Below are 26,378 nucleotides of genomic sequence, written 5' to 3'. Positions count from 1 at the left end.
GCGGACTCATCATGCCGTCCAGTCGAGGATGACTTTTCCGCTTTCGCCGGAGAGCATGGTCGCGAAGGCCTCTTCGTAGTCGTCGACGGCAAAGCGGTGCGTGAGAACCGGCGATAGATCGAGTCCGCTTTGCAGCATCGCGACCATCTTGTACCAGGTCTCGAACATCTCGCGGCCATAAATGCCCTTGATTTCGAGGCCTTTGAAGATGACCTGCGTCCAGTCGATGGCCGTTTGCGCAGGCGGAATGCCGAGCAGCGCGATCTTGCCGCCGTGGTTCATCGCTTCGAGCATCGACGTGAACGCGCTCGGCACACCCGACATTTCAAGGCCGACGTCGAAGCCTTCCGTCATGCGCAGATCGCTCATCACGTCGCGCAGCGATTCGTGCGACACGTTCACGGCACGCGTCGCGCCCATCTTGCGCGCGAGGTCGAGCCGGTAATCGTTGATGTCGGTGATGACGACGTTGCGTGCGCCGACATGCTTCGCGATCGCCACGGCCATGATGCCGATCGGGCCCGCGCCCGTGATCAGCACGTCTTCGCCGACGAGATTGAACGAGAGCGCCGTGTGCGTCGCGTTGCCGAACGGATCGAAGATCGCGGCGAGATCGTCGGAGATTTCAGGCGGGATCTTGAATGCGTTGAATGCGGGAATCACGAGATATTCGGCGAACGCACCCTCGCGATTCACACCGACGCCGACGGTGTTGCGGCACAAATGCCGGCGCCCCGCGCGACAGTTGCGACAGAAGCCGCACGTGATATGCCCTTCGCCCGAGACGCGATCGCCGATCGAAAAGCCGCGCACTTCCTGGCCCATTTCGACGATTTCGCCTACGTACTCGTGACCGACATGCATCGGTACAGGAATCGTTTTTTGCGCCCAGTCGTCCCACTTCCAGATGTGAATGTCGGTGCCGCAGATCGCGGTGCGAGTGATGCGGATCATCACATCGTTGTGACCCACTTCGGGCTTCTTCACGCGGGTCAACGTCAGGCCCGGAGCGCGTTCGAGTTTTGCCAGTGCTTTCATTGCAATTGATGTCCCGTTTCAGATCACGCCAAGCGAACGACCCACGCGCGCAAATGCGTCGACGGTACGATCGATCTGTTCCGCCGTGTGCGCGGCGCTCATCTGCGTGCGAATGCGCGCGCGGCCCTTCGGCACGACGGGATACGAGAAGCCGATCACGTACACGCCTTCTTTCAACAGCGCATCGGCCATGTTCGACGCGAGTTGCGCGTCGCCGAGCATCACGGGAATGATCGGATGTTCGCCCGGCACGAGCGTAAAGCCATGCGCGCTCATCGCCTGACGGAAGTGCGCGCCGTTTTCGCGGACCCGTGCGCGCAACTGCCTGCCTTCGTCGCTCGCGAGCAATTCGAGCACTTTCAGCGATGCGGCGGCGATGCTTGGCGTGAGCGTGTTCGAGAAAAGGTACGGACGCGAACGCTGCCGCAGCAGATCGACGATTTCCTGGCGCGCCGCGACGTAGCCACCTGAAGCGCCGCCAAGTGCCTTGCCCAGCGTGCCCGTGACGATGTCGATGCGATCGATCACGCCGCAATGTTCGGGCGTGCCGCATCCGTGTTCGCCGATAAAGCCGACGGCGTGCGAGTCGTCGACCATCACGAGCGCGCCGTAGCGGTCCGCGAGATCGCAAATGCCTGCGAGGTCGGCGATGATGCCGTCCATCGAAAAGACGCCGTCCGTCGCGATCAGCTTGAAGCGCGCGCCCGCCGCATCGGCTTCGCGCAGTCTCGCTTCGAGATCCGCGAGGTCGTTGTTCTTGTAGCGGTAACGCTTCGCTTTCGACAGCCGCACGCCGTCGATGATGCTCGCGTGGTTCAGTTCGTCGCTGATGATTGCGTCGTTGTCGTCGAGCAATGTTTCGAACAGGCCGCCGTTTGCATCGAAGCAGCTCGAATAGAGGATGCAGTCGTCCGTCTTCAGGAACGCGGACAACGCACGTTCGAGTTCCTTGTGGACGGTCTGCGTGCCGCAAATGAAACGCACCGACGCCATGCCGAAGCCGTCCTTGTCGAGCCCTTCTTTGGCGGCAGCGATCAGGCGCGCATCGTTCGCGAGGCCGAGATAATTGTTCGCACAGAAGTTCAGCACATCGGCGCCGCTGTCGAGACGGATGTCGGACGATTGCGGGCTCGCGATCACGCGCTCGGTCTTGTGAAAACCATCGGCGCGGATCTGGTCGAGCGTGTTGCGCAGATGCGCGAGGAAAGGGTCTCGCATGAAACGGCTCCTTGAATGGCCGACTTTTCAACGCTACGCCAACGCACGATGTGCGGCAACGCGGCGGCCTGTTATAGTCAGCGATCGGTTTTTATCGGAAATTTTCGTTTTTTCGAACTAAAGTTCGATATGTCGAACAACTCTAAACGATAGGTCTGGAAATGGCAAGTTCGGGAATGCGCCGGGGGGCGTCTGGCACGGCCGCCACCGCGGCGCAAACGGCTGCGGCGCCGCCGCGCGTCGGCGAGCAGATTCAACGGTTGCGCAGCGAACGCAAGATGACGCTCGACGATCTGTCGCGCGCAGCGGGCGTGTCGAAATCGATGTTGTCGGAAATCGAACGCGACAAGGCGAATCCCACGATCGCCGTCGCGTGGCGGCTGACAAATGCGCTCGGCGTCAGTCTGGATTCGCTATTCGCGCCGCAAAAAGCGCCCGAGCCGATTGCCGTTTCTGGTCCGCACGACATTCCGACGCTGAGCGGTCACGACGCCAGATATCAGCTGCGCGTGTGGGGGCCGATCGAGCTGGCGGGCAAATTCGAATGGTATGAATTGACGCTCCAGGCGGGCGGCGCATTGGTGTCGAGCGCTCACGAGCCGGGTACGCGCGAGCATCTGACCGTTTTGCACGGCGTCATCGATATCGACGCGGCGGGAACGACGAAACGCCTGAAGACCGCGGATACGGCGCGCTATGTCGCCGACGAACCGCACGCGATTCGCAATGCCGGTAAGGGCGAAGCGAAGGCCTTGCTGGTTGTGATCCACGGTTAGGCCCGCACAGCCGGTTCTTCGGCAATACGTCAGGTTGCGGCCGATACTGTATGTTTGTACAGTATACGTGACTGACGGAGCCGAAGAAATGAACATCAATCAAGAACAGGATCTGGCGGCGCTGCGCTTCAAATCGGCCGCGCGCGACCTTGAGCATATCGTCCGGCATATTGCTGCGCGTTACATCGTGCAGCGGGTGCCGCTTACCTGGCGACTTCTGCATGCCATCGAAGCGGAAGCACTCGCGGACCTCGGTTTTGCCAGCCGGCACGATCCGTTCATGCTCGCGCTGTTTCAACGGCCAACCGATTTTCAATTCCCCGAGACGGATGATCCCGTCGACTTTGGGCAGTCGAATGCGCTGCCCGCCGTGTTTGCGTTTGCCGTTGCGGCCTATGACGAAGCGCAGAAGTCAAAGAGCGAGACTCGGACGCGACGCGAGGCGAGTGGAAGTGCCGGTCGGGCGTGGGGTGGGTGAAAGGCGTTCGGCGTCTGCTTCGAGGTATCCGGAGGGGCCGCGCTGGGAGTTTATGCGCGTAAAGTCACCGACTACAATCGTTTCACGCAACTAACGGAAGGACAGACCATGACCTCAGCCGATCTCGTTGGCTCCGTCGGCACGTCGCCCGATGCGACGGACCTGTTCGACCAAGAACGTCAAGACTGGCTCGCCGATCCGCGCACCGCATTCGACGCCTGGCTCGCGAGTCAGAATTTCCGCAATTCGTCGGCGGAGGTCTATCGGGCTCAGTGGGGGCTTTTCCTCGAATGGCTGGAGGCTCGGCACAAGAACCTGGTGACGGTCGACATGCGCTCGATTGCCGAATTCGTTGCTGGACTCTCGATACGCAAACCGCAGCGTGCCCGCTATTTGCGCTTGATCGAACGTGTGCTCGATCATGTGCGCGAAATCGAACTCGCGTCCACGAACCCGGCGCGCTTCATTGCTCAGGATGGCGAAGCGGAGTGGCGCAACGCGCGTGACAACGAGCCAACGGGTTTCCTCACGGCCGCAGAACGTTCCGCATTGATCGCACATCTTTCTTCGTCTGTCGCGCATCTGTCACCGGCGCAACGCTGGCGCGAGCGTCGGGATCGCGCGTTGATCGCCGTATTTCTCGGCGGCGGCATCAAGACGGGCGAAGCGCGAATCCTTCCGATTGATTGCGTGACGGCCGGTTCGCCGTGGATCGTGATCGAAGCGGCGAACCCGCTTTTTACGCGCCGGACTCGCCTGGCGCCGTTCGCCGTGCCGATCCTCAACCTATGGCTCGAAGAACGTAAGCAGGCGGAATTGCCGGGCGATCTGGTTTTCCCGGCATCGCCATCCGGGCGGCCGATGCACAAGGCGACCATGCTGCGAGCCGTCGACGCGTTGACGGAAGCATCGGGAATCGGGCATTCCCGAGAAGCTCGTGCAAGTCCGCATACGTTGCGCAACTCGTTCGCAGCGGACCAGTTCGAAAGTGGGATGGAAGTCGAGGTCGTCGGGCAATGGCTAGGATTCGCCCAGGCTGTATCGGCGAATCGGCTGCATCGCGCATGGAAAGCTTGGGCTGAACAACAGAAATTCGACGAAGAAAGACAGTTCGCAACGTCTGCCATGTCTCCCGCGAATGTCGACGATACGCCGGAAGACGGCTAGACGTATCCCGTAAGCCCTCACCTACGCGTTCCCGAAAAAACTCACTTTGACCGTTTTCGGGGAACTGAAAGCGATCCGATCAGGACAAGGAAGCGCTTCGTGCCGGCGACATGAAGCGCGTCACGGCCATCAGTCGCGAGCTGCCCGTCCCCGATGAATGCTCGCATTCTGGACAAAGCAGTTCGTAACGGCCTTCGACCTGAGACAGTTCGGGTTCACCCTCGGCGCATTTCGGACAACGGAGCGGGATTGTGACGTGCCCGTCGACGGCAGTGCCGATCGACTCGAGTTCATTGGCACTCAGCCTTCCTGCCCCTGCCAGCTGACACAGCAGATCCGCAATTGCGGGGCTTATGCCCTGCTGGGCGCGCAGCGCAGCCATCTGGCGCGTCAACAGATCGAGTTCCTCCGACTGCTCGCGCAACTGCGCGTCAAGCCGATCGCCCCGTGCTTTCGCGGCCGCGAGTTGCTGGATGAAATCGAATTCCTTACGGCTCGCATCGCGCACACTCGCCTGATAGGTCGCTGCCATCGCGCGCAACGAATCGAGTTCCACGAGCATCGGCTTGACGCGGCGTTCGGCTTCGGCCACCGCGTCCTTGATCTGTTGCGCATAGTGTTCGGTGTTCTGGCGCATTTCTGCCTGGAGGGCGTCGATGCGATCGCGCAACCCTGCATTCGCCGATTGCTCGAGTTCGAGGCGCCTGCGTACCGACGCGTTTTCAACTTCAAGCCGGCGAACGGACGCTTGCAATCCTTCCTGGTAAGCTGATCCGCTAGTGTTGGCAGCAGCGAGTTGAGTCTCAAGCACGCGTACGCGTTCCCACGCGGCGTCAGCACGGACTTCGCTGCGCTGAATGGTTTCCTGGGAAACTTCGCGTCGAATCTGGCCCTCGTGTGAGTCTCGCTCGGCGGCGGCGAGTAACGTTCTTAGTTCTTGACGTTCCTCATCGAGCGAGGCCTTTGCATGCGCCAACGCATCTTCGAATAACGCGCCAAGCAATTCACCGGCGCGCTCCTCGAGCGCCTTTGGAATGGCGCCGCCGCCAATTCGTACGCGGGATACTGAGCGAATCCGCTCCCAGAAGCTGTCGATGTCTTTTGGTATGTCGCTAGCGCTGCCCGTTTGCGTAAGTTCACGCACGGCAGCCATCGATGGCCGAATTCCGAGGTCGAAAAAGAGCCGCTTGCAGGCATGAAGCGACAATTCCTGGCGACGCGCACCATTGGCGCGCAGCGTGTCGAGTTCGTTTCGGATGGACTGGCGCTCTTCGTCGAGATTCATGGCTACCTCAAGGTCGCGGAAGTCGACGAATCATAACAATTTACGTAGCGTTTGTTACGGGTTTCATTCGGCGCGCGTTTTTCTTGCAACGAAAGCCTGATATCTACGGAATTCGGCGCAGCGAAGCGGATTTGGTAGGCGTGCTCGTGAAACAAATCGAAGAATAATCAGTAAGTCTTTGTTATGACGGCAGTTTAGATGATCGACCGATGTTTTGGCACTGTTTCACGGAGCGCGCGAGTGGTGCCGAGGTTTGTGGTCTTTGAGAGAGCTCGCGGGGCACGCGTTGAGAGTAATAAAAGTAAACACCTTTGAACCTTAGTTAAAGACGTTAACGCTCGCCGAAAGCCTTGTAGAGCAAGGCTCTGCGGGGGCCTGGGTGAAGTTTTACAGGAGACGTGGTGAGGTTTCGCGGGATCGCTCAGTGATGGGGTTCGGGGGGACGGGTGAGCCGGCTCGGGAAAGGTCGTGAGTGGCTTCGGGAACGCCAAAGATCGGCCAGTCGGCCAAAGGTGAGCGTTTTCGGGACGTCAGATCGATCGATGGCGCGTCGACGCTGATTGGCGTACCTCCGTCGCCGGCAGAAGCAGGTGAGGGGATTCAGGACGGCAATTCCGATGGTCATTGAGCTGATTTTGTGGGCGTTTCACACTGTCGGTGAGCACTCGCGGGAGAAAACTGAACAACATGGTGAGATTTTTCGGGATTCGTAGGGCTTTTGGGCTTGTGTTGGGGCCATGCAATCTCGATAGGTGAGGTTTTTCGGGAGCTGGACGCGGTCGAACCGATCGGGAGGCACGCTAGATGAGCAGTTGTTGCGAGCATCGGTCTTGACGGTGAGCGGATTCAGGAGATAAAGCCGCATGCACATCTTGCGCCAGTTTTTGCGTGCAAGATTCGAAAAGGTGAGGCTTTGCGGGAATGATGCGCGACCGGTTTGGGCTGAAAGGTGAGGAAATGCAGGAGCTTCGGCGTCGCAATTGCGCTGAGACGTCGTATTCGCGCGGATTCGGCGACGATGCCATGACCAGGTTCATTGCTAGGAGGTGAGGGTTTTCGGGAGAATCGAGCGGTCAGATTTTGGGCATCTCAGCGTCACCGGATCGGGCTGAGGTGAGAGTTTCCGGGAGTCGCACACTGCATCCGGCTGGGTCGGCGCTATCTAAGTATCTAAATTTGCGGGTTTTTCACTTCGTGATCCACCAAAGGTGAGCTTCTTCAGGACGTCGGGCTACCGATTCGTGGCGGGGCAAAGCCGGGTCTGGATCGGCTCTCAGGTGAGCGTTTTCAGGAGGCTCTTTGCGCACCTGATTTGTGTATGGGGGCTAGGAAGCCTCCCCGGTACCGGATCAGACGTTCGTAAAGGTGAGAATATTCGGGAGAGCGTCGTCGCGGTTGACCGGGTCCGCCGTTTACCGACAGCTGGGAGTTCCCGTGCAGAGATCATCTCCGCGTTTGCGTCTACGTTGGTTCCGGGCGGCGGATTTCTTCGTTTCGGCGGATTGGGCTGCCGGTAAAAGCACGGCTTTCGATGGACCAGTCGGCCCCATACTGAATCACTGAGTTAGTTGCAGCATCTGTCGACATCGCTTGACCGCCCCTGCGAATACTGAAGCGAGGCCAGTCGGCCATTGCCTCCGCAAATAGCCGTTCAGTCCTATCGCTACCAGGAGCCGCAGCAGCATCTGCATGCGTCGTTTATTTGCGACTTCCACAAAGGTGAGCCGTTACGGGAAGCGATTCGGGCGGTCGGCGCGCGCGCGACGCGACCGCACATCAGGCAGTCCCGCGACCATCAAAGCCATCACAAAATGCGTCCGAAATCAAAAGGTGAGGCTTTTCGGGAACGGCTCTGGGTGAGTTGGCCGCCGTAAACGCGTTTCACCCCAAGTAGGTGAGACAACCGCTATAGACGTGCATCACCACAGCCGGTATCCTTTCGCAAAATCTCTTCTTGACTCGACGCATGGCCACAAAGCGCGCGAAAAAAACCGATGTGGTGAGCCCAAGCTCCGCCGAATTGCGCAAGGCCGTCGAGGCGATTGCCATTCAGCCGAAGAGCGGCAAGATCACGCTGCTGACCCGCAAGCTGTTCAACGTGTTGCTCGCAGTCGCCCAGCAGGCGGATGAATCGGGCGACACCTATCGTGCGCTACTTTCCGACATCGTCGCGAACTCCGCTTTCGATTCCAACGATACTGCACTCGTCAAGGAGCACTTGCGCCGGATGGTGTCGGTACAGGTTGAGTGGAGCCAGGGCACGTCGAGCCAGAAGCCAGGGCGCAAGTGGGGCATTTCGACGCTGATCGCCGACGCCGAAATTCTTGAGGACCCCGCGACACGGCGCGTCTGGGTAGAGTTCTCATTCGCGCCGAAAATCAAGAAGAAGCTGCTCGATCCGGTGCAATACGCGCGGCTAAGCCTTCAGTTCCAGAGCCAGTTGCGCAGCAGCGCAGGTCTGGCGCTGTACGAAATCTGCGTGCGCTATCTGACCAATCCCAGCCATCTGACGATGCGTGAGGCGTGGGAGTGGTGGCGGCCGATCCTGTCCGGCACGCCCGACATGGAAGCCGGCGATGAAGCCAAGCGCGAGTACAAATATTTCAAGCGCGACTATCTGCGCCCGGCCATTGCGGAAGTCAACGCCGTTACGAATATCTTTGTCGAACTGATCGAACATCGCGAAGGCCGTCGGGTTGCGGAAATCCAGTTTCGCGTGACCGAGCGCAAGCAGCCGATGCTGGCGCTGGACGAGCATCCGAACGTATTCGACAGTACGCTCGTCGATCGCATGGTGAAGATCGGCATCCCGCTCAAGGAAGCGCAGACGTTGTACGCGGACAGCGAGGAAAACCGCATCCGTGCCGCGTTGCAAATGACGGAGCAGCGGATGCGCAGCACAACGCTGCCGCCCGTGCGCAGCGCGCCAGCGCTGTTCAAGGACGCCTTGAAAAAGGGTTATGCTCCGCCCGTCGACGCATTGCCTTCAACGCCCGCTGGCAAAGGCTCCACCGTGGCGCCAGCAGATGATCTGAAGGCGCGTCTGCTCGGCGAATACATGGCGTATCGGCGCAAGGAGGCACAGGCGCTGTACGACGAACAAGGTGAAGCGGAGCGTGAACTGGCGCGCCACTCGTTCGAGGAAGACGAACTGCCGGGTCTTGGTGCACACATGCGCGACGATTGGCGTCGACGCGGGCTGGAGTCGAAGCTGACGGAAACGGCGTTCTTCGACTGGCTCGCGCGCAGAACCTGGGGCGAGCCGACGGATGGGGATCTGCTCGCATTCACATTGAGTCAGTCGCGCGCCGCCTGATCGCAACTTGGCGCGCACTCGCTGCGCGCCCGTTGCTTTCCGCTACTGCTCAGATAGCATTTGCTCGATTTGCCGGAGTATCTCGTCGCGTTTCTCACGCGTGAGTCCGCGCAATTTCAGCTCGAGCCGATCATCACCGTACGACTTCAGATCGCCGACGGACACACCACCAAGCTTGATGTCGAGCCGTTGTGCGTAACGCTGACGGCCGGCCGGTTTCGCACTCTCCTGCGCTGTCGCCCTTCCCTTGACGATGTCCGCGACCTGCCGCGTGCTCAGATCATCCGAAAGAATCTTGTTGATCAGGCGCAGTGTTGAATCAGTGCCGCGCGCCGAATGATACCGGCCAACCTGATACGCCATGTTCGAACCGAATCGATCCGGTCGCGCCACCATCTCCTGCATCACGGCTTCCGGCAGCTTCGAAATCGACAGTGCGACAGCGATGGTCGACTCATCCAGGCCGAGATGTTCGGCGAGTTCTTTTTGACTCTGGAAGTGCTCTTCGTCCAGGAAGCGGCGCCATACGACGGCATTGTCGAATACCGTCTGCGAATCGCGCTGGACGTTGAGGTCGTAGCCGAGTTTGTAGCTCTGGATGCCGATCGGCAGATCGACCACGATCGCCTTTACCGTCTCCTTGTTCGCCTCCTTCAACGCGCGAACACGTCGACCACCGTCGCTAACGAAGTAACTGCCGGGATTGTTGTAATCAGGAATGACGTGGATGGCCTGCTGCTGTCCTTGCTTCGCAAGGTTGACGGCAAGTTCGGCAATCGACGACTTCAGATAAAAGTACCGCGGATTGAACGGACTCGGCTTGATCGCCTTCAGCGGAAGTTCAATGATCTGGCCAGGGCGGTAGCCTTGCTCAGCTCGCCAGTTGCGGTATTCGACCGACTCGTTCGCCGCTTCCGGTGGCTCGGGGTCGTTGATGGTGGACGACAATGCGGGCGCGCTCGTGAACGCCGCAATGTTCGAGGTCTTGGGCGCATTCTGCACGAGTCCGTCGATCGCGTTGAGCCGATCGAGCGCGGTGCGCTTTTCGCTACTGGTCGAATCGGGGCGTGCCTGGAAGCCTTTGGCGAATTGGGACGGTTTCATTCAGGTACCTTTATGCGCATAAATTCAGGGAAGCAGAGCGGCGATCTCATCGGCGCATGCGCGGATTTCGATGCTGGCAAGCTTGGCGCCTCGGTCGCTCATCTGCAGGACCGTCTGGCCGAGCGCCATTGCCTGCTTGTAGGCCTCTCGCGTCGGAATCTGAGTTCGCAAAAGCGGAAAACCGAGCTCTTCTAATGCACGTTTGAGTTCGCGCGTGAGCATTCGCTTCTCTTCGGTCTTATTGAGGAGAAAGACTGCGCGCAGGTCTTCGTTCATGACCTGCGCCTGCTGCACCAACTTGACGAGACCGACGCTCGACCAGTAATCGGCCGGGGACGAAGATGTGGGAATCACGGCAACCGTCGCAGCTAGCAGGACGACGCCGGAGACTTTCTCAGTGATGGACGGTGGACAATCGACGACGATCAGGTCGTAGTCGGCAACGAACTTCTTGATCTCACGATGGATCTGCGCACCGGCTTCGGAGAGATTAACGACAGGAAACGGGATGCCGGACTCGCTATCTGAGGATGCGCTGGCCCAATGGATGAGGGTGTTTTGACCGTCAGCGTCAACAACAAGAACGCGCTTGCCTCGCTCGTGAAAGGCAGCGCCGAGGTGCATCGCAATTGTGCTCTTACCGACGCCGCCCTTCTGCTGTGTAACCGCGATGATTTCTGCCGCCAACGTTCACCTCCTCTTTTTGTACGCCGCTGAATTTTACCTTGTTGAATTTGTAATTCAATCAATTTTGCCCAGATCCAACGGTTATAGGCCGTTCGGTATGGGTTTATGCGCATAAAGGATGGACAAGTAATCCGCGCTGCAGACCGTCTATGCGTAGGGACAGGATCGGGCGGTTAGGGCTTTGCAGATATGATTGAGGTTCTACCGGCGTTGGTGTGGGAGAGAGACACTGAAGCACGAATCGTTTATGCGCATAAACCGTGGAGGCACATTGCGGTACTACGTGCGGGATGAGGCAATCGGGCGAAGGATATGTGAGTCGTGCTTGTCAGACTGCTGCACTCAGCTTCTGGCGAAAGGACTCGCGGACCGATAAAGCGAGACCACATAAACACGCAATCGTCGCTCGCGTGGTGCATGAACAACCTTGCTCGAATTCATCAACGGAACGCTACCGTCCGTGCCCTGCGCGCGGGACTCTATATTCCTGGCAGGTAGCTGCTTCTAGACGGCCCAGCAGCCCCGATTGCCAACAGCGCTTGCGATGCGGTTCTTGTCCGCAAACCGATGGTCAGATGTTGCGGCGGCCGCAGCCGAGATAACACGCCACGCATAGGCCAACAAATTCAACGGAGGGTCCTTGTCGACGTCGCGAGCGACACAACCCGGCGCGATCCAACCCACAAGTGGGCGACCGCACTCCCAACGCTAATACAACTGCTGGCGCGACGGACCCCGCTCTAGATTCGTCGCTCAACCGGTTGGGCCCAAGCGATTCGCGCAGCATGGCCGTAAAATCCTTCGTTTCATCCCGATCCGGCCTAAAGCACCATGATCACTATCTACCACAACCCCCGCTGCTCGAAATCACGCGGCACGTGCGAACTCATTAGCGACACCTACAATCCGTCGAATGAACCCGTCGAGATCGTCGAATACCTTCGCAGGCCGCTTTCCGTAACGCAGTTGAAGCAACTGAACCAACTGCTTGGCTGCCCGGTTCGCGAAATGATCCGAGATTCGGAGCCGCCCTACGAAGAACTAGGGCTCGCCGACACGTCATTGAATGACGCTCAGTTATACGAAGCAATCGCTGCTCATCCGATCCTTCTTCAACGTCCAATCGTGGTTCGCAACGGACGTGCCGTCATCGGTCGACCGCCTGAGAATGTGAAAGCTCTATTTCCCTAGTTCGCGAATTAGGCCGACGCGTATCAAACAAGCTAGTCACGCTCTGTATCGGAGCGTGACGAACCCAGCCCGGCAAACGCGGCAGCAATCCATTGCTAGCAAGAGATGCTGAACTGATCTTCGCCGTCACCGACAGCTCGACCAAAGCATGGCTGCAATTGACGCACGGGTGACACTCTTGCTGGCGCAGCCCAAAGTAGACTTTGATAGAAGCCGCGCAAGGCATCATCGCGCGGCGCTCGAATCTCGACCCCATTTGGGAGGACCGACATGCTGGAACTTAGACCGTCATGTGAGGGATGTGGCAAATCACTTCCACCGAACGCCACCGATGCGCTGATTTGCAGCTTCGAATGCACGTTTTGCGAGGTCTGTGCGCTGACGAAGTTGCGCAACGTGTGCCCTAACTGCGGCGGAAATTTCCAACACCGTCCGATCCGTCCCGCTGCAATGCTCGCGAAATATCCCGCGGCGGCGAAACGGCACCCCGCGGACGTAGACGAGACATCACATAGCGCATTTTTTGCGCGTTATCGCGATACACCGCCCTCACAGCGCTAGACAGTCGATATCGCCCGAAAAGCGCAAAAAAGCGCCTTATAAGAACCAAGGCGCCTTCTCTTCATCCCGCCGACGTCGAACCGGCGACTTCACGCTTTCCCACCTCCATCAAGACCGCTACCCGTGCGCCAGACCTGCTTCCCGCGCTCGGACAGTTCACCGCAGCTATGCGTCTCGTCGGCTTGCGTACCGTCGATGGCCATATCGCCTCCCGGTTGTTCAAGCGAGCGAGGCTTTTGCTGCTTTCTCGCGGCGATCGCCTCGTCGTGGGATTTTCCAGAATGATCCAAGCTCATAATGTGCTCCTCCCAAAAAGCTTTCTAGAAATGTCACCCGAGCACAGACTGCTCACGGATACCTTAAGCTCACCAAAGTTCGAAAAATCGCTTGTCCACAAGTTCACTTCGAATCTGTAACAGCGCGTATTGTCGCGAGTCGTTTGTTGCGCTTTGCGGCGGCCCGGCAACCCGCTTGATTGATAAGGCAAAGATTCCACCTATCCACAGGGTTATCCAGAAAATCTGTGGATAACTTTTGCGTCCCCCAATTTATCCACTGCAGGCGATTAGCGTGTCATAGCGCGTGCCGAATTCGGCGCTATGGTTCACACGTCGGCCACTATGATTGACCGGCTGCATCTCCTTTTATCGCGCGTTCCGCGCCAACCGAGGAAGGAAGACATGGCCTATCACATTGCAGTCGTCGTCGGCAGCTTGCGCCGCGACTCGACCAACCGCCATCTGGCGAAGGCATTGATTTCGCTCGCGCCTTCAGATTTTTCTTTTGAGTTTCTGGACATCGGCTCGCTTCCGCTTTACAGCCAGGATTACGACCATGATTTCCCAGAAGCGGCTCTCAACTTTAAGCAGCGGATCCACGCTGCCAATGCATTGCTGTTCGTGACGCCTGAATACAACCGGTCGATACCCGGCGTGCTGAAGAACGCGCTCGACTGGGGCTCTCGCCCGTGGGGACATAGCGTCTGGGCCGGCAAACCGGGCGCGGTGATCGGCACGTCGCCGGCTGCGACGGGCACGGCGTTGTCGCAGCAACATTTGCGCAACGTGCTTGCCTATCTCGATGTGGCGACGCTCGGCCAGCCGGAAATGTTCATCAAACACACGACTGGCCAGATCGACGAAAACGGCAATATCACAAGCGACGACACGCGCAAGTTCTTGCAAAAGTTTGTCGATCGCTATGTGGATTGGGTGAAGCGGCACGTCGGCTAACGCCGCACATCGACAAACCACGCACCAGCGCCCGGCATCCGGGCGCTGCCTCGCTTTCGGAACGCGTTTGGCACGACTGCCGGCTATGTCTGACGATGCCCTGTCACGCGATCCCAGCCGTGCCGCACGGCGGCCTTGAACCGCTCCCAGCTGCCCTCCGGCCTATCCCGCTCCCAGTGCTCGCGGACTTCGGGCTCGATTTCTTCCCACTGCCGGTCGTGGTAGCGGGTTTCGCGCGCCATCGCTGCGCCGTGATGATAGGCGGGCACGTACTCGTCGAAGCGCAAGCCTTCGTCCGCGTACTGGGCGTCGTAGTGAGCGCGGAAATCTTCCTCGTACTCGAGAAATTCGTCGGGCACCTGTTGAGGCATCGCGCGCGCGGGCTCGGCCGTATCGGGCGTCATCACGGCGCCTGAGCCGGCAACGCCCGCCGATGCAACGGCCGCCGCCCCAGGGGTTTCGTCCGGAGGCGTGACGGGTTGCGTGCTGGTCGGCGCGGCATGGTGCGGATACTGGCCCGGCCGCGTCGTCTCCTGCTGCGCCGCCGTGTGTGACGGCGCCGAGTCCGGCTGTTCCGGCGGCGGCGTTTCGGGCCGCATCACCGCGCCGGCGCCCGGCGCGCTCGCTGCGGCAAGCGCCTGCGCCGACGGATCGTCGACGGGCGGCACGCCGTGCAGCGCATCCATCTCGGCACGCTTGCGCGCTTCTTCTTCGGTGATCCGCGCATCGCTCGACGCCTGGGCCGCCGTCGGCCCGGCCGCCGGCTTGCCGATGCCAAGCTCATCCATCACCGAATGCTCACGACGTGCTTGCGCCGCATCGTCGCGCGTTGCCGCCGCGCGGCTGCTCTCTGCCGGACGTTCGTTGACTTCGACCGCGCCGAGTCTAGCCAGCGACTTGCGCGCGAGCTCCGCGTGCGATTCGCTCGCGGCGTTCACGGCCACGAGCACCGCGCCGCGCCGCACGGCTTCCGTGTAGCGCTCGGCCTCGGGCGCGGTCGTGCCCGAAGTCTGGAAGAGACTCGACAGAAATCGTTCGATATTGGCGATCACGCCGGGCGTATGCGCGGTGGCGACATCGGCGGGTGTTTCGGGGTTCGCCTGCAATTCGATGTCGGCGGAGGCGAAGCCGGTCTGCACGAGCATGTTGCGCGCGCTCTCGGCTTGCTCGTAGCTGTCGAAAAGACCAATCACGGTGTGTCGCATATCTGTCTCCTGCGGCTTTCTGAACGGACCCCGCTGCGCAGCCGAGGCCGCTCGTTCGTCGATGCCGTGAAACGCGCAACGTTCATGCCGGAATGCATTGCCGCGCGGGCAGCCGGATTGATGAAAGAAGGGGCTCCAAACCTGCGACAGCGTCGAAACCACCGTCAATCGACGCGCCACGCTGCGTGGCGCGCTTTTACAACTAGCTGGTAATCCCTGGCAGTGCGTTCGAACCGGCCGGATGAGTCGGCGATTGCGTGATATCCCGCTGCAATGTCTGCAGGAATTTGTCGAGCAGCGCGATATCGAAGGGCTTCGACAGCATGCGCGCGTCGACGTGGCGCGCGCGCTCCAGTTCCTCCGCATAGCCCGTGACGAGAATCACCGGGAGCTTGGTCTCGAAGGTCTGGATATGCTCGGCGAGATCGATGCCGTTCAGCTTGCCCGGCATGTGGATGTCGGAGATCACGAGATCGAACGGCAGCGGCTCGCCTGCATGCTTCTGCGCTGCGCGCGCGGCGTCGAGCCGTTCGACCGCTGCGTCGGCGTTAAATGTGCACGTGACCTCGTGGCCCATCAGCTGCAGCAGCGCTTCCGTGCCCGCGGCGACTTCGTCGTTGTCCTCGACGAGCAGAATGCGCAGTCCGTGCGGCGCGTCGCGTTGCTCGGCGACGGGTTCGGCGGGCCGCTGGACTTCCGGCGCGTGCGTCGCGCGCGGCAGATACAGCCGCACCGACGTGCCCGCGCCGATCGCGCTGTCGATCGCCGCGAGGCCGCCCGAGCGCTCGCTGAACGCGAACACCTGCGGCAAGCCGAGACCCGTGCCCATGCCCTTCGGCTTGGTCGTGAAGAGCGGTTCGAACGCGCGCGACAGCACGTCCGGCGGCATGCCGACGCCCGTATCTTCCAGCGACAGCTGCACGAAATCGCCCGTGATCGGAAAGCCGTCTTCATGACGGAAAGTCACGTTGCTCGTGCGCACCGTGAAGCGGCCGCCGTTCGGCATTGCATCGCGCGCATTGACGGCGACGTTGATCAGCGCCAGCTCGAGTTCGGCGACGTCGACGTCCATCGGCCACACGCCGACGCCGACGTCCATCACCAGCGCGACCTTCGCGCCGAGCGACGCGCGCAGCAGATCGTGGCAACTGGGTAGCCAGCGCGCGACGTCGAGCGTTTCGCTGCGCAACGGCTGCTTGCGCGCGACGCCGAGCAACTGTCGCGTGAGTGACTGGCCGCTTTTCAATGCGCGCTCGATCGCGGCCAGTTCGCGGTCGAACGTAGCCGCGCCGCGCCGGCGCAGGATCTGCGCGTTGGCCGAGACGATCATCAGCAGATTGTTGAAATCGTGCGCGACGCTGCCGACCAGATTGCCGAGCGCTTCCATCTTGCGCGACTGCCGGTACGCCGATTCGATCGAGCGTCGCATCGACGCCTCCGCCTGCCAGCGCTCCCACGCTTCTTCCTCGGCTGCGAGCCGCTTGAGCGACAGCCAGATCACGCACCACAGCGCGATCGACGGCACGAACATCGACAGGATCAGCACGCTCAAATGCCGATACCACGAGGCCCAGATCGCCGACGTGCGATAGCCGCACGTCACATAGACGGGGTACGAGCCGACGCGGCGAAACGCGACGATCAGGCCCTCTCCGTCGACCGTCGAACGCACGCGCACGACGCCCGCGCGCCGGCCTTCGGCGAGTGCATCGGTATAGGCGTTGTGGCGCATCGGCGCCTCGATTTTCGACATCGGCGTGACGGGGTAGTGCGCGAGCAGCGAAGCGTCGGCGCGCGTCAGCGCCATCGTCATCGGCGAGTCGGTGCCGCCGAGCAGCTCGCGATAGAACGCGTTGAAGTAACTGGGCCGCAGCGCGACGGATACGATGCCCGCGAACTCGCCGTCGTCTGTGCGCCGCGCGACGCCCGTATTGAACACGACTTCCCCCGCGACATGTCCGACCATCACCTTCGAGACATGCGCGAGCACCTGGCCATCGCGGATGCCGATGAAATCCTCGCGCTGGCTGATCGACGCGGAAGGCGCCGGATAGAAGCGGCTGCTCGCGAGCAAGGTGCCGTCTCGACCGAATATGGCGACGGCCGCGACTTGCGGATAGCCGCCGCCCATTGTTTGCAGCTTTTCGTGGATCGAGGCTTCGCGCTCGCGGATGCCGTCGTCGTCGAGTCCCTGGACGAGATCGACGACGCGCGCATCGAGCGCGTCGTTCATGTCGAACACTTTCAGCGCATGCTCTTCGGCGACGCGCACGGTGCGCAGCGTCACATCCGTCGCGTCGGCTTCGCGCGAGCGCAGGTCGTTGAACGCCATCGCCGCGACGAACACGCACGGCAGCACGACGGCCGCCACCAGCAGCGCGATCAGCGTCATGCGGCGCACGGCGAAGTTGTGCTCGGGCACGGCGGGAAACAGGGCCTCGTTCGGCCGCGCGGCGCGCGCGCGCCCGTCCGATGCTTTGACGTCGACGGAAACGGGCCGGTCAGGTTTCGTCATGGCGCAGGCCGCACAGGCGGCGTGTTGCAAGCGGAAGAACTCTCATCATAGAGTCGGTGCGCGGCTTGCTCGCGCGCAATGCAACCATACGCGCAACGGCCGCGCCCCATCGAGGCTCGAAAGCGTTGACGGGACACGCTCGCAAATCAGCGACGAATCCGGAAGCGCAAACGTACACAAAAGTAAAAAGACGACCCCCCGTCCAACTAATTGCTATAGTTTCACTCGCATGCGCCTGTTTTGAGTTAATTTCATTCGACGAATGCCCGTTCGCGAGTTGCCTTTTCGCCGATTTGCTTCGAAAATTGCGCAACGATAAATACTCAGCCCGCCATGATCGGGCGAAATCCGCGCGAGGGCCCGGGCATTGCACGCCATGCAAGTCCCGCCAAACCCTTGCGGAGACCAGCGGGGCACCACGGAGCCATGAACGCCGTCTTGCCGCCGCAGCATGATCAACGGGGTAGGCTTCGAAAATGCCGGTCATTGACGTTGTCCATTGCGTGCACACTGCATCGGCCGCACGCCGCCAGTGCAGCACGCGCCGTACGGCGCGTCCGTCGGGCCGCCATCGGTGTCGAGCATCGCTCGTGCCGACCGCTTCTCCTTGCCGCTTACTCCTCGTCCGTGCGGTGCCATTGCGCGACTGCGCGAGCGGCCACTAAAGATTAAATTCACGCCGCCGTTAACACGTACGAGCCCACTCCGTTTCCAGTCCACTGCCATGTCTTTGCCCATTGTGATCGCCGATGATTCGCTGCTTGCCCGCAAGGTGCTCACCAAGGCATTGCCGGAGGATTGGAAAGTTGACATTACCTATGCTTCGAACGGCCGCGAAGCGCTCGATCATTATCGCAAGGGCCGCGCATCGGTGATGTTTCTCGATCTGACGATGCCCGACATGACGGGCTATCAGGTTCTTGAGGCCCTACAGCACGAGGACCTCAATACGTTCGTAATCGTCGTGTCCGCCGATATCCAGCCGATGGCAAGGGAACGCGTGCGCACGCTTGGCGCGATTGCCTTTATCGCCAAGCCCGTGACCCCGGAGGCGCTGCTTCCCATCCTGAAGGAGTACGGGTTGTATGTCTGAGCCAGTCCTAAACGAAGAGCAGCGCGACGCGCTGCAGGAGATCGCCAATCTGGCGATGGGCCAGGCCGCGACGCGCCTCGCGCTCCTGCTCGATGCGTTCATCGAACTTTCCGTGCCGCGCGTGCGCGTGGTCGCCGTGCGCGAGGCGGCGCAGGCGCTGCGTGACATGACGGGCATCAACGAGCCCGTCAGCGCCGTCCGGCAGGGCTTCCGATCCGACATCAAGGGCGAGGCGCTCGTGATCTGCCGCACGGGCAGCATCGAGCAGCTGTGCGCGCTCGTGAGCGACCCGTACGCGAAGTCCGCGTACGAGGCGACGTCGCAGGAAGAACTCATGTTCGACGTCGCGAACATCCTGACGGGCGCGTGCGTATCGTGCATCCTCGACCAGCTCGGGCGCACGCCGGTGTTTTCGCCGCCGGGCCTGCTCGGTTCGGCGATGTCGCTCGACGACGTCTTCCAGCCGAAAGTACTCGCCTGGGAGGCCGCGCTGTTGGTCGAAGTGAACTTCGCGCTGGAGGATCAGAGTTTCCGCGCCCACCTCGTGATGCTGATGGCGGAAGATTCGATCCGTCATCTGAGCACCGCTCTGGACGCCTTGCTTTCCAGCCTATGAATGCCCCGCTTCCAACGCTGAGCGACCTGGTCGTCGAACGGGTCGGCTTTGGCATTTTCGTGCTCGACCGTCAGATGAACGTGCTGATGTGGAACCGCTTCATGCACGATCACAGCGGACTGTCGGCGCAGCAGGTAGTCGGCAAGTCGATTTTCGCCAGCTTTCCGGAACTGCCGCGCGTGTGGTTCACGCGCAAAGTCGAAAGCGTCTTCCAGCTCGGCAGCTTTGCGTTCAGCTCGTGGGAGCAGCGCCCGTATCTGTTCAAGTTCGATCATGACCGGCCGATCACGGGCGGCGTCGACTACATGCAGCAGGACTGCACGTTCATGCCGATCATGCGCGAGCGCGAAGTGGAGGCGGTGTGCGTGACGGTGTGCGACGTGACGCACGTGAGCATCGTGCAGCGCGAGCGCGAAGAGGCTGTCGCGAAGTTGCAGGAATACGCGGACCGCGACGGTCTGACGGGTATCGCGAATCGCCGGTTCTTCGAAGCGCGGCTGCGCGACGAATACACGCGCTGGCAGCGCTACGGCGGCAATCTGTCGATCCTGCTATTCGATCTCGATCACTTCAAGAAGATCAACGACCAGTTCGGCCACATGGTCGGCGATACCGTGCTGCGCGAGATGGCGCGGCGTGTGTCGCACGTCGTGCGCGCGCAGGATACGTTCGGGCGCTTCGGCGGCGAGGAGTTCGCGTTGCTGCTGCCGTGCACGCCGCTCGAAGACGCGATGCAGGTCGCGGAGAAGATCCGGAACACGATCGGCGAATCAGCCGTCGATGTGCAAGGCGTGAACGTGCCGGTGACTGCGAGCGTCGGCGGCGCGGCGGCGCGGGTGGGCGTGCCGGCCTACGAGGCGCTCATCAACGAGGCGGACGCCGCGCTCTATAGCGCGAAGCGGCAGGGACGCAACCGTTCGGTCGCGTTCATCTGAGCGGTTTTCGCGGCGCAGGGGCCGAGCGCCGCCGGCAAGCCGCGCGTGTTCGACGCCCGCTGCACCGAGGCGCCCGCCGCGCTGATTCACTTGCGGCTCATCCACGAGCCGACGATGCGCCACTGGCCGTCGCGACGCACGAAGTCGTCCTTGAATGCGAACACGGCTGACTGACCGTTCGGCGCCATGAAGTGATCTTCGCCGACTGCGACGGCCCGATCGCCGTCCACATGAACCGCCACATTCTGCAGCGTCTGCGTCGAGCCCGCGGGCAATGGCGGCGCGCTCAGCACATCGCTTTTCGTACGCGTCACGCCCGACGGCGTGACTTCACGATACGAGTCGTCGAGCAGCGCCTCGAGCGTGTCGCGATCGCGATGCATGCTTGCCTGCAGCCACGTTTGCTCCATCTGGCGGATCACGGGTTCGTCGTTTTGCATCGCGAAGACGGGCGCCGAAAACGCAAAAGCGGCGAGAAGAGGCGCCTCAAAAAACATATGGAACTTCATGATATTCCTTCAATAAAGCGGAATTGAGAGTTATTTAAATTGACTAACCCGCGACGCAAAAATAATTGCCAAATTAGCGCCGGAGATAATTCGACCCTAAAATTAATTCCAGGAAAGTGTCGATATTTAACGTCCACCTTTTGCAGGCAGACAGCGGTTTAGCCCGAGGCGTGTCCTCCGGCGTTCATAGCGTCGACAAATGTAATCGAGATTTGCCCCGCGATATCTCAGACAAGTCTTAATTTGAGATAGCTCGCCAATCGAAGTCGATAATCGGACGGCGACAATGCGATTTTGATTGACATTGCGCCAAATGCCGCCGACGTTATTCGGTCGGCATCCCATACCGATTGACCATGCAGCTGCGTGCTTGCCGCACTTGCGCGATCGCTCGCTGTTTCTGCGGCGCCTGTCAAAGGTTGGTATACTTTTCGCCGTTTTCCGGCCTTTGGGGCTGGAGTTTCGCGCGTGTCCGCGCGCGCGGGCGGCTTGCCCTGCGGGTAGGCATGACTTCTTGATCGCCCCGTCGTGGGTGTCTCAGCGGAGATCGTCTTGGCCGTTTCCAATCTCGTCGTGGACGACACACAAACTGACGCAGCCGCCGCAAGTTCGGGCAGCTCGTTTTATCTCGCGATGCGCATCCTGCCGCCGGCGCAGCGCGACGCGATGTACCAGGTCTACGCGTTCTGCCGCGCGGTCGACGACATTGCCGACAGCGACCTGCCGCGCGCCGAACGCGCCGCGGGTCTGGAGCGCTGGCGGGCGGACATCGACGCGTGCTACGCGGGCTCGCCGCGCGCGTCGCTGCGCGAGCTGACCCGGCACATCCACACGTTTCATCTGCAGCGCGAAGACTTCCACGCGATGATCGACGGCATGGCGATGGACGCCGCCGCCGACATCTGCGCGCCCGACGAAGCGACGCTCGACCTGTACTGCGACCGTGTCGCGAGCGCGGCGGGCCGGCTGTCGGTGAGAATTTTCGGGATGCAGGAGCAGCCTGGCATCGAGCTGGCGCATCACCTGGGGCGCGCGCTGCAACTGACGAATATCCTGCGCGACATCGACGAAGACGCCGCGATCAACCGCTGCTATCTGCCGTACGAGCTGCTCGCGCGGGAAGGCATCGCGACGTCGAATCCGCTCACGGTCGCCGACGACCCGTCGCTGCCGCGCGTCTGCGCGACGCTCGCCGAGCGCGCGAAGCAGCATTTCGCCGCCGCCGACGCGATCATGGATGCGCAGCCGCGCGCGCAGGTTCGCGCGCCGCGCATCATGTCGGGCGTCTATCGCGTGCTGCTCGATCGCACGCTGGATCGCGGCTTCGACATCCCGCGCACGAAGATCAGCAAGCCGAAGCTGCGGATGCTGGCCATCGTCGCGCGCTACGCTTTCTTTTGATGCGCAAGCTGGTCCACGTGATCGGCGCGGGGCTGGCCGGCCTGGCGGCTGCTGTGCAGTTGCAGCGGCGTGGCGCGCAGGTGATCCTGTACGAAGCGGCTGAACAGGCGGGCGGCCGCTGCCGTTCGTATTACGACCGTGTGCTCGCGGGCACCGTCGACAGCGGCAATCACCTGATGCTGTCAGGCCAGCAGGCGACGCTGAACTACTTGCGCGCTATCGGTTCCGCCGACGAGCTTGTCGGGCCGACGCAGCCCGAATACCCCTTCGTCGATCTCGCGACGAACCGGCGCTGGACAGTCCGGATGTCGCCGGGACGTTTTCCGGCGTGGATTTTCGAGGCCGGCGCGCGCGTGCCGGAGACCGTGTGGTCGGACTATCTGTCGATCGTGCCGCTGCTATTCGCGAAGCCAGGCCGCACCGTCGCGCAGACGATGCGCAGCAACGGCGTGTTGTGGGACCGGATGCTGCGGCCGCTTCTGCTCGCGATGACGAATGTCGAGCCGCGCCACGCGACGGCAGAACTGGCGGGCGCTGCGCTGCGCGACACCCTCGCGGCGGGCGGCCCCGCAAGCCGGCCGCTGATTGCGCGCAATGGGCTGGGCTCGGCCTTCGTCGAACCGGCGCTGCGGCTTTTGCAGCATGGCGGCGCGGCGATCCGGCTCGGTACGAGGCTCGACGCGCTGGAGCTTGCGCACGCGTCGGAGAGCCGCGTGAGCGCGCTGCGCTTCGGTGACGAGCGCGTCGAAATCGGCGCGAACGAGGCCGTCGTGCTGGCCGTGACGCCTGACGTCGCGCAAGCGCTGCTGCCGGGCGTGCAGGCGCCGGACCGGTTCTCCGCCGTCGTGACGGCGCATTACGCCGTCGAGCCGCCGCTCGGCCACCCGCCGCTGACGGGCCTCGTCAACGCGACTGCGGACTGGCTGGTTGCATCCGATGGGCGTCTGTCGGTGACGGCGTATGACGCCGCAAGTCTCGTCGATACGCCACGCGACGAACTCGCGCGCATGCTGTGGAAGGACGTCGCGAGAGCGACGGGGCTGTCGGACGATCTGCCGCTGAAGTGGCAGCTGACGGTCGAGCCGCACGCGACGATCGCCGCGCGGCCCGAAGACGAGATGCGCCGTCCCGCTACACGCACTCGCTGGAACAATCTGATGCTTGCGGGTGACTGGACGGCAACCGGCCTGCCAGCGGGCATCGAAGGCGCGATCCGCTCGGGCCGGAAGGCCGCGGATACGCTGTTGAATGAACTGATGGAACGCCGATGAACGACCTATCCATGACCCAGACGCTGGGCGATGCACTGCCTCAAACGCTGATCGACGATCACGCCCCCGTCGCTGCCGCGCTGGCAACGGGTGCCGCGCCCGTCGACGCGCTCGACGCCGCCGTCGCGCGCGCGACCGATGCGATCCTCGCCGCGCAAAAGGACGACGGCCACTGGGTCTACGAACTCGAAGCCGACGCGACGATTCCCGCCGAATACGTGCTGCTCGTCCATTACCTGGGCGAGACGCCCGACGTCGAACTCGAACAGAAGATCGCGCGCTATCTGCGCCGCATCCAGTTGCCTGACGGCGGCTGGCCGCTCTTCACCGATGGCGCGCTCGACGTCAGCGCGAGCGTGAAGGCCTACTTCGCGCTGAAGATGATCGGCGATCCGGAAGGCGCCGAGCACATGGTCCGCGCGCGCGAGGCGATTCTCGCGAACGGCGGCGCCGAGGCGTCGAACGTGTTCACGCGCGTTCTGCTGGCGCTCTTCGGCGTGGTGACGTGGTACGCGGTGCCGATGATGCCCGTCGAAATCATGCTGCTGCCCAAGTGGTTCCCGTTCCATCTGTCGAAGGTGTCGTATTGGGCGCGAACTGTGATCGTGCCGCTGCTCGTGCTGAACGCGAAGCGCCCCGTCGCGCGCAATCCGTGCGGCGTGCGCATCGACGAACTGTTCCGCGGCGCGCCCGTGACGACGGGCCTGCTGCCGCGCTCGGGCCACCAGAGCAAGGGCTGGTTCGCCTTTTTCCGCGCGGTCGACAGCGTGCTGCGCGTGACGGACGGCCTGTTCCCGAAGGCGTTGCGCGAGCGCGCGATCAAGGCGGCCGTCGCGTTCGTCGATGAACGCCTGAACGGCGAAGACGGCCTCGGCGCGATTTTCCCGGCGATGGCGAACTCGGTGATGATGTATGACGTGCTCGGCTATCCCGCCGATCACCCGAATCGCGCGATCGCCCGCAAGTCGATCGACAAGCTGCTCGTCGTCCACGAAGACGAAGCGTATTGCCAGCCGTGCCTGTCGCCCGTGTGGGACACGTCGCTCGCGGCGCATGCGCTGCTCGAAACGGGCGATGAGCGCGCCGAGGAAGCCGTGCTGCGCGGCCTCGAATGGCTGCGTCCGCTGCAGATTCTCGACGTGCACGGCGACTGGATTTCGCGTCGTCCGGATACGCGTCCGGGCGGCTGGGCGTTCCAGTACAACAACGCCCATTACCCCGACGTCGACGATACGGCCGTGGTCGCAATGGCGATGCAGCGCGCGGCGGCGCTGACGAAATCGGATGTCGATCGCAAGGCGATTGCGCGCGCCCGCGAGTGGGTGGTCGGCATGCAGAGCAGCGACGGCGGCTGGGGCGCGTTCGAGCCGGAAAACACGCAGTACTACCTGAACAACATTCCGTTCTCCGATCACGGCGCTTTGCTCGATCCGCCGACGGCGGACGTGTCGGGCCGCTGCCTGTCGATGCTCGCGCAACTCGGCGAAATGCCCGCGACGAGCGAGCCGGCGCGCCGCGCGTACGAGTACCTGCTGAAGGAGCAGGAAGAAGATGGCAGCTGGTACGGCCGCTGGGGCATGAACTTTATCTACGGCACGTGGACGGCGCTGTGTGCGCTCAACGCGGCGGGCATCTCGCTCGAAGACGCGCGCATCAAACGCGCCGCGCAATGGCTCGTGTCGATCCAGAACCCGGACGGCGGCTGGGGCGAAGACGGCACCAGCTACAAGCTCGACTATCGCGGCTACGAAAAGGCGCCGAGCATTGCATCGCAGACGTCGTGGGCGCTGCTTGGGCTGATGGCGGCCGGTTACGTCGATCACCCCGCTGTCGCGCGCGGCATCGAATACCTGAAGAGCGAGCAGCGCGACCACGGCCTGTGGGACGAAGAGCGCTTCTCCGCGACGGGCTTCCCGCGTGTGTTCTATCTGCGCTACCACGGCTATCGCAAGTTCTTCCCGCTGTGGGCGCTCGCGCGCTACCGCAACATGACGCGCACGGGCGAGAAGCGCGTCACCGTCGGCATGTGATGGCGGCTCGGCCCGATCGCATGAACGCGAGCCTGCCCGTCATCGCCGTCACGGGGATGGCGTTCGAAGCGCGCATCGCACGCGGCAACGGCGTCGAGGCCGTATTCGCTGCGCGCGCCGATCTGCTCGAACGTGCGCTCAACGAAGCCGTCGCGCGCGGCTGCGCGGGCATCGTCAGCTTCGGCACGGCGGGCGGGTTGGCGCCCGATCTGGCGCCAGGCGCGCTGATCGTCGCGAGCAGCGTGCATAGTCCGCTCGGACACGTCGACACCGACTTGCGCTGGTCCGCGCGCATCGTCACCGCGCTCGGGGCGACGCCGCTGAATACCAAACTGTGGCGTGGACCGATGGCGGGCGTCGGCGCGCCGCTCGTCGGCGCAGCGGATAAAGCGGCGCTGCATGCGTCGACGGGCGCGCTTGCCGTCGACATGGACTCTCACCTCGCGGGCTCGATCGCCGAGGCGAACGGCTTGCCGTTCGCGGTCTGCCGCGCCGTCGTCGATCCGGCGTGGCGCACGCTGCCCTCTGCAGCGACGGCGGGCCTGCGCGACGACGGCACGACGGCCATCGGCCCGATCCTGCGCGAACTGGCGCGCCAGCCGTCGCAACTGGGCGGCCTGCTGCAGGTTGCCGCCGACGCCCGCGCCGCCCGCCGCACGCTCGTCGCAGCCCGGCATGTGCTGGAACGCTCGGGCGCGCTCCTCTGTCCCTGACGCGTCCCGCCGCACGCTTCGCTCACGCGCCCCGCAA

23 protein-coding genes are annotated in these 26,378 nt (G+C 62.2%); 14 read left to right on the top strand and 9 right to left on the bottom strand.

All coding sequences use genetic code 11. The features are described 5' to 3' along the window. Positions 1-9: 9 nt before the first annotated feature. Entirely contained in the window at positions 10-1,038 is a 1,029-nt protein-coding gene (tdh, locus tag AB4Y32_RS11605; RefSeq protein ID WP_368721472.1) for an L-threonine 3-dehydrogenase, read from the bottom strand. An 18-nt stretch (positions 1,039-1,056) separates the two neighbouring features. Further along, positions 1,057-2,256, bottom strand: a complete 1,200-nt coding sequence (locus tag AB4Y32_RS11600; protein WP_368721471.1) for a glycine C-acetyltransferase — start codon at positions 2,254-2,256, stop codon at positions 1,057-1,059. Positions 2,257-2,417: 161 nt separating this feature from the next. On the opposite strand from AB4Y32_RS11600, the gene AB4Y32_RS11595 reads away from it, so the two are divergent. The 3 genes from AB4Y32_RS11595 to AB4Y32_RS11585 all read left to right on the top strand — a co-directional run bounded on the left by AB4Y32_RS11595 (position 2,418) and on the right by AB4Y32_RS11585 (position 4,677). Continuing rightward, complete coding sequence (locus AB4Y32_RS11595; protein ID WP_368721470.1) at positions 2,418-3,032, top strand: helix-turn-helix domain-containing protein; 615 nt, start codon at positions 2,418-2,420, stop codon at positions 3,030-3,032. An 88-nt stretch (positions 3,033-3,120) separates the two neighbouring features. After that, positions 3,121-3,510, top strand: coding sequence for a DUF2471 family protein (locus AB4Y32_RS11590; RefSeq protein ID WP_368721469.1), 390 nt, complete (start codon positions 3,121-3,123; stop codon positions 3,508-3,510). A 108-nt stretch (positions 3,511-3,618) separates the two neighbouring features. After that, entirely contained in the window at positions 3,619-4,677 is a 1,059-nt protein-coding gene (locus tag AB4Y32_RS11585; protein ID WP_368721468.1) for a tyrosine-type recombinase/integrase, read from the top strand. 79 nt (positions 4,678-4,756) lie between these two features. Here the strand turns inward: AB4Y32_RS11585 and AB4Y32_RS11580 are convergent, their stop codons facing one another. Then, positions 4,757-5,962 (bottom strand): DNA-binding protein, encoded by a 1,206-nt coding sequence (locus AB4Y32_RS11580; protein ID WP_368721467.1) that lies wholly within the window; start codon positions 5,960-5,962, stop codon positions 4,757-4,759. A gap of 1,966 nt (positions 5,963-7,928) precedes the next feature. Between AB4Y32_RS11580 and AB4Y32_RS11575 the strand changes: the two genes are divergently transcribed. Then, positions 7,929-9,278, top strand: coding sequence for a replication initiation protein (locus tag AB4Y32_RS11575; RefSeq protein ID WP_368721466.1), 1,350 nt, complete (start codon positions 7,929-7,931; stop codon positions 9,276-9,278). 42 nt (positions 9,279-9,320) lie between these two features. Here AB4Y32_RS11575 and AB4Y32_RS11570 read toward each other — a convergent pair whose 3' ends face one another. Further along, the gene (locus tag AB4Y32_RS11570; protein ID WP_368721465.1) at positions 9,321-10,382 is read right to left on the bottom strand and encodes a ParB/RepB/Spo0J family partition protein; all 1,062 of its coding nucleotides are present in this window, start codon (positions 10,380-10,382) and stop codon (positions 9,321-9,323) included. Positions 10,383-10,406: 24 nt separating this feature from the next. Then, on the bottom strand, positions 10,407-11,069 hold the full coding sequence (gene parA / locus AB4Y32_RS11565) for a ParA family partition ATPase (RefSeq protein ID WP_368721464.1): 663 nt from the start codon (positions 11,067-11,069) through the stop codon (positions 10,407-10,409). Between the two features lie 831 nt (positions 11,070-11,900). Here parA and arsC point away from each other — a divergent pair. Continuing rightward, complete coding sequence (gene arsC / locus AB4Y32_RS11560) at positions 11,901-12,260, top strand: arsenate reductase (glutaredoxin) (RefSeq protein WP_368721463.1); 360 nt, start codon at positions 11,901-11,903, stop codon at positions 12,258-12,260. A gap of 270 nt (positions 12,261-12,530) precedes the next feature. Continuing rightward, entirely contained in the window at positions 12,531-12,821 is a 291-nt protein-coding gene (locus AB4Y32_RS11555; RefSeq protein WP_368721462.1) for a DUF1272 domain-containing protein, read from the top strand. An 89-nt stretch (positions 12,822-12,910) separates the two neighbouring features. Here AB4Y32_RS11555 and AB4Y32_RS11550 read toward each other — a convergent pair whose 3' ends face one another. Further along, positions 12,911-13,117: a hypothetical protein gene (locus AB4Y32_RS11550; protein ID WP_368721461.1), complete on the bottom strand. Its 207-nt coding sequence runs from the start codon at positions 13,115-13,117 to the stop codon at positions 12,911-12,913. Between the two features lie 384 nt (positions 13,118-13,501). On the opposite strand from AB4Y32_RS11550, the gene AB4Y32_RS11545 reads away from it, so the two are divergent. Beyond that, the gene (locus AB4Y32_RS11545; RefSeq protein ID WP_368721521.1) at positions 13,502-14,053 is read left to right on the top strand and encodes an NADPH-dependent FMN reductase; all 552 of its coding nucleotides are present in this window, start codon (positions 13,502-13,504) and stop codon (positions 14,051-14,053) included. Between the two features lie 83 nt (positions 14,054-14,136). On the opposite strand, the gene AB4Y32_RS11540 is transcribed toward AB4Y32_RS11545, so the two are convergent. Together AB4Y32_RS11540 and AB4Y32_RS11535 are read right to left on the bottom strand one after the other, a co-directional pair. Next, complete coding sequence (locus AB4Y32_RS11540) at positions 14,137-15,258, bottom strand: hypothetical protein (RefSeq protein ID WP_368721460.1); 1,122 nt, start codon at positions 15,256-15,258, stop codon at positions 14,137-14,139. 202 nt (positions 15,259-15,460) lie between these two features. Beyond that, positions 15,461-17,773 carry a hybrid sensor histidine kinase/response regulator gene (locus AB4Y32_RS11535; protein ID WP_368721459.1) on the bottom strand — a complete coding sequence of 771 codons (2,313 nt, stop codon included), beginning with the start codon at positions 17,771-17,773 and terminating at the stop codon, positions 15,461-15,463. Between the two features lie 724 nt (positions 17,774-18,497). Between AB4Y32_RS11535 and AB4Y32_RS11530 the strand changes: the two genes are divergently transcribed. The 3 genes from AB4Y32_RS11530 to AB4Y32_RS11520 are packed head-to-tail and all read left to right on the top strand — an operon-like array spanning position 18,498 to position 20,417. Further along, the gene (locus tag AB4Y32_RS11530) at positions 18,498-18,866 is read left to right on the top strand and encodes a response regulator (protein ID WP_368721520.1); all 369 of its coding nucleotides are present in this window, start codon (positions 18,498-18,500) and stop codon (positions 18,864-18,866) included. Further along, entirely contained in the window at positions 18,859-19,482 is a 624-nt protein-coding gene (locus tag AB4Y32_RS11525) for a chemotaxis protein CheC (RefSeq protein WP_087736591.1), read from the top strand. The genes AB4Y32_RS11530 and AB4Y32_RS11525 overlap by 8 nt, the downstream gene beginning before the upstream one ends. Beyond that, positions 19,479-20,417 carry a GGDEF domain-containing protein gene (locus AB4Y32_RS11520; RefSeq protein WP_368721458.1) on the top strand — a complete coding sequence of 313 codons (939 nt, stop codon included), beginning with the start codon at positions 19,479-19,481 and terminating at the stop codon, positions 20,415-20,417. Before AB4Y32_RS11525 ends, AB4Y32_RS11520 begins: the two co-directional genes overlap by 4 nt. A gap of 86 nt (positions 20,418-20,503) precedes the next feature. Here AB4Y32_RS11520 and AB4Y32_RS11515 read toward each other — a convergent pair whose 3' ends face one another. After that, positions 20,504-20,926 carry a nuclear transport factor 2 family protein gene (locus tag AB4Y32_RS11515; protein ID WP_368721457.1) on the bottom strand — a complete coding sequence of 141 codons (423 nt, stop codon included), beginning with the start codon at positions 20,924-20,926 and terminating at the stop codon, positions 20,504-20,506. Positions 20,927-21,478: 552 nt separating this feature from the next. Between AB4Y32_RS11515 and hpnD the strand changes: the two genes are divergently transcribed. From hpnD to AB4Y32_RS11495, 4 genes are read left to right on the top strand one after another with little or no spacing between them, the layout of a single operon-like run. After that, positions 21,479-22,327 (top strand): presqualene diphosphate synthase HpnD, encoded by an 849-nt coding sequence (hpnD, locus tag AB4Y32_RS11510; protein WP_368721456.1) that lies wholly within the window; start codon positions 21,479-21,481, stop codon positions 22,325-22,327. Further along, on the top strand, positions 22,327-23,598 hold the full coding sequence (gene hpnE, locus AB4Y32_RS11505; RefSeq protein ID WP_368721455.1) for a hydroxysqualene dehydroxylase HpnE: 1,272 nt from the start codon (positions 22,327-22,329) through the stop codon (positions 23,596-23,598). The genes hpnD and hpnE overlap by 1 nt, the downstream gene beginning before the upstream one ends. After that, a complete protein-coding gene (shc, locus tag AB4Y32_RS11500; RefSeq protein ID WP_368721454.1) occupies positions 23,595-25,628 on the top strand; it encodes a squalene--hopene cyclase in 2,034 nt (677 codons plus the stop codon). Before hpnE ends, shc begins: the two co-directional genes overlap by 4 nt. After that, positions 25,628-26,341, top strand: coding sequence for a phosphorylase (locus AB4Y32_RS11495; RefSeq protein WP_368721453.1), 714 nt, complete (start codon positions 25,628-25,630; stop codon positions 26,339-26,341). Before shc ends, AB4Y32_RS11495 begins: the two co-directional genes overlap by 1 nt. The last annotated feature ends 37 nt before the right edge of the window (positions 26,342-26,378 follow it).

The sequence above is a fragment of the Paraburkholderia phymatum genome (assembly GCF_040965635.1).
GTDB classification, from domain to species: Bacteria; Pseudomonadota; Gammaproteobacteria; order Burkholderiales; family Burkholderiaceae; genus Paraburkholderia; species Paraburkholderia phymatum_B.
Note: the sequence above shows the minus strand (reverse complement) of the source record. Positions and strands in the feature narration are given on the sequence as shown.

Excerpts from the sequence above, each read along its gene's own strand:
- tdh (WP_368721472.1), bottom strand. The coding sequence starts at position 1,038 with ATGAAAGCACTGGCAAAACTCGAACGCGCTCCGGGCCTGACGTTGACC.
- AB4Y32_RS11600 (WP_368721471.1), bottom strand. The coding sequence starts at position 2,256 with ATGCGAGACCCTTTCCTCGCGCATCTGCGCAACACGCTCGACCAGATC.
- AB4Y32_RS11595 (WP_368721470.1), top strand. The coding sequence starts at position 2,418 with ATGGCAAGTTCGGGAATGCGCCGGGGGGCGTCTGGCACGGCCGCCACC.
- AB4Y32_RS11590 (WP_368721469.1), top strand. The coding sequence starts at position 3,121 with ATGAACATCAATCAAGAACAGGATCTGGCGGCGCTGCGCTTCAAATCG.
- AB4Y32_RS11585 (WP_368721468.1), top strand. The coding sequence starts at position 3,619 with ATGACCTCAGCCGATCTCGTTGGCTCCGTCGGCACGTCGCCCGATGCG.
- AB4Y32_RS11580 (WP_368721467.1), bottom strand. The coding sequence starts at position 5,962 with ATGAATCTCGACGAAGAGCGCCAGTCCATCCGAAACGAACTCGACACG.
- AB4Y32_RS11575 (WP_368721466.1), top strand. The coding sequence starts at position 7,929 with ATGGCCACAAAGCGCGCGAAAAAAACCGATGTGGTGAGCCCAAGCTCC.
- AB4Y32_RS11570 (WP_368721465.1), bottom strand. The coding sequence starts at position 10,382 with ATGAAACCGTCCCAATTCGCCAAAGGCTTCCAGGCACGCCCCGATTCG.
- arsC (WP_368721463.1), top strand. The coding sequence starts at position 11,901 with ATGATCACTATCTACCACAACCCCCGCTGCTCGAAATCACGCGGCACG.
- AB4Y32_RS11555 (WP_368721462.1), top strand. The coding sequence starts at position 12,531 with ATGCTGGAACTTAGACCGTCATGTGAGGGATGTGGCAAATCACTTCCA.
- AB4Y32_RS11550 (WP_368721461.1), bottom strand. The coding sequence starts at position 13,117 with ATGAGCTTGGATCATTCTGGAAAATCCCACGACGAGGCGATCGCCGCG.
- AB4Y32_RS11545 (WP_368721521.1), top strand. The coding sequence starts at position 13,502 with ATGGCCTATCACATTGCAGTCGTCGTCGGCAGCTTGCGCCGCGACTCG.
- AB4Y32_RS11540 (WP_368721460.1), bottom strand. The coding sequence starts at position 15,258 with ATGCGACACACCGTGATTGGTCTTTTCGACAGCTACGAGCAAGCCGAG.
- AB4Y32_RS11535 (WP_368721459.1), bottom strand. The coding sequence starts at position 17,773 with ATGACGAAACCTGACCGGCCCGTTTCCGTCGACGTCAAAGCATCGGAC.
- AB4Y32_RS11530 (WP_368721520.1), top strand. The coding sequence starts at position 18,498 with ATGTCTTTGCCCATTGTGATCGCCGATGATTCGCTGCTTGCCCGCAAG.
- AB4Y32_RS11525 (WP_087736591.1), top strand. The coding sequence starts at position 18,859 with ATGTCTGAGCCAGTCCTAAACGAAGAGCAGCGCGACGCGCTGCAGGAG.
- AB4Y32_RS11520 (WP_368721458.1), top strand. The coding sequence starts at position 19,479 with ATGAATGCCCCGCTTCCAACGCTGAGCGACCTGGTCGTCGAACGGGTC.
- AB4Y32_RS11515 (WP_368721457.1), bottom strand. The coding sequence starts at position 20,926 with ATGAAGTTCCATATGTTTTTTGAGGCGCCTCTTCTCGCCGCTTTTGCG.
- hpnE (WP_368721455.1), top strand. The coding sequence starts at position 22,327 with ATGCGCAAGCTGGTCCACGTGATCGGCGCGGGGCTGGCCGGCCTGGCG.
- shc (WP_368721454.1), top strand. The coding sequence starts at position 23,595 with ATGAACGACCTATCCATGACCCAGACGCTGGGCGATGCACTGCCTCAA.
- AB4Y32_RS11495 (WP_368721453.1), top strand. The coding sequence starts at position 25,628 with ATGGCGGCTCGGCCCGATCGCATGAACGCGAGCCTGCCCGTCATCGCC.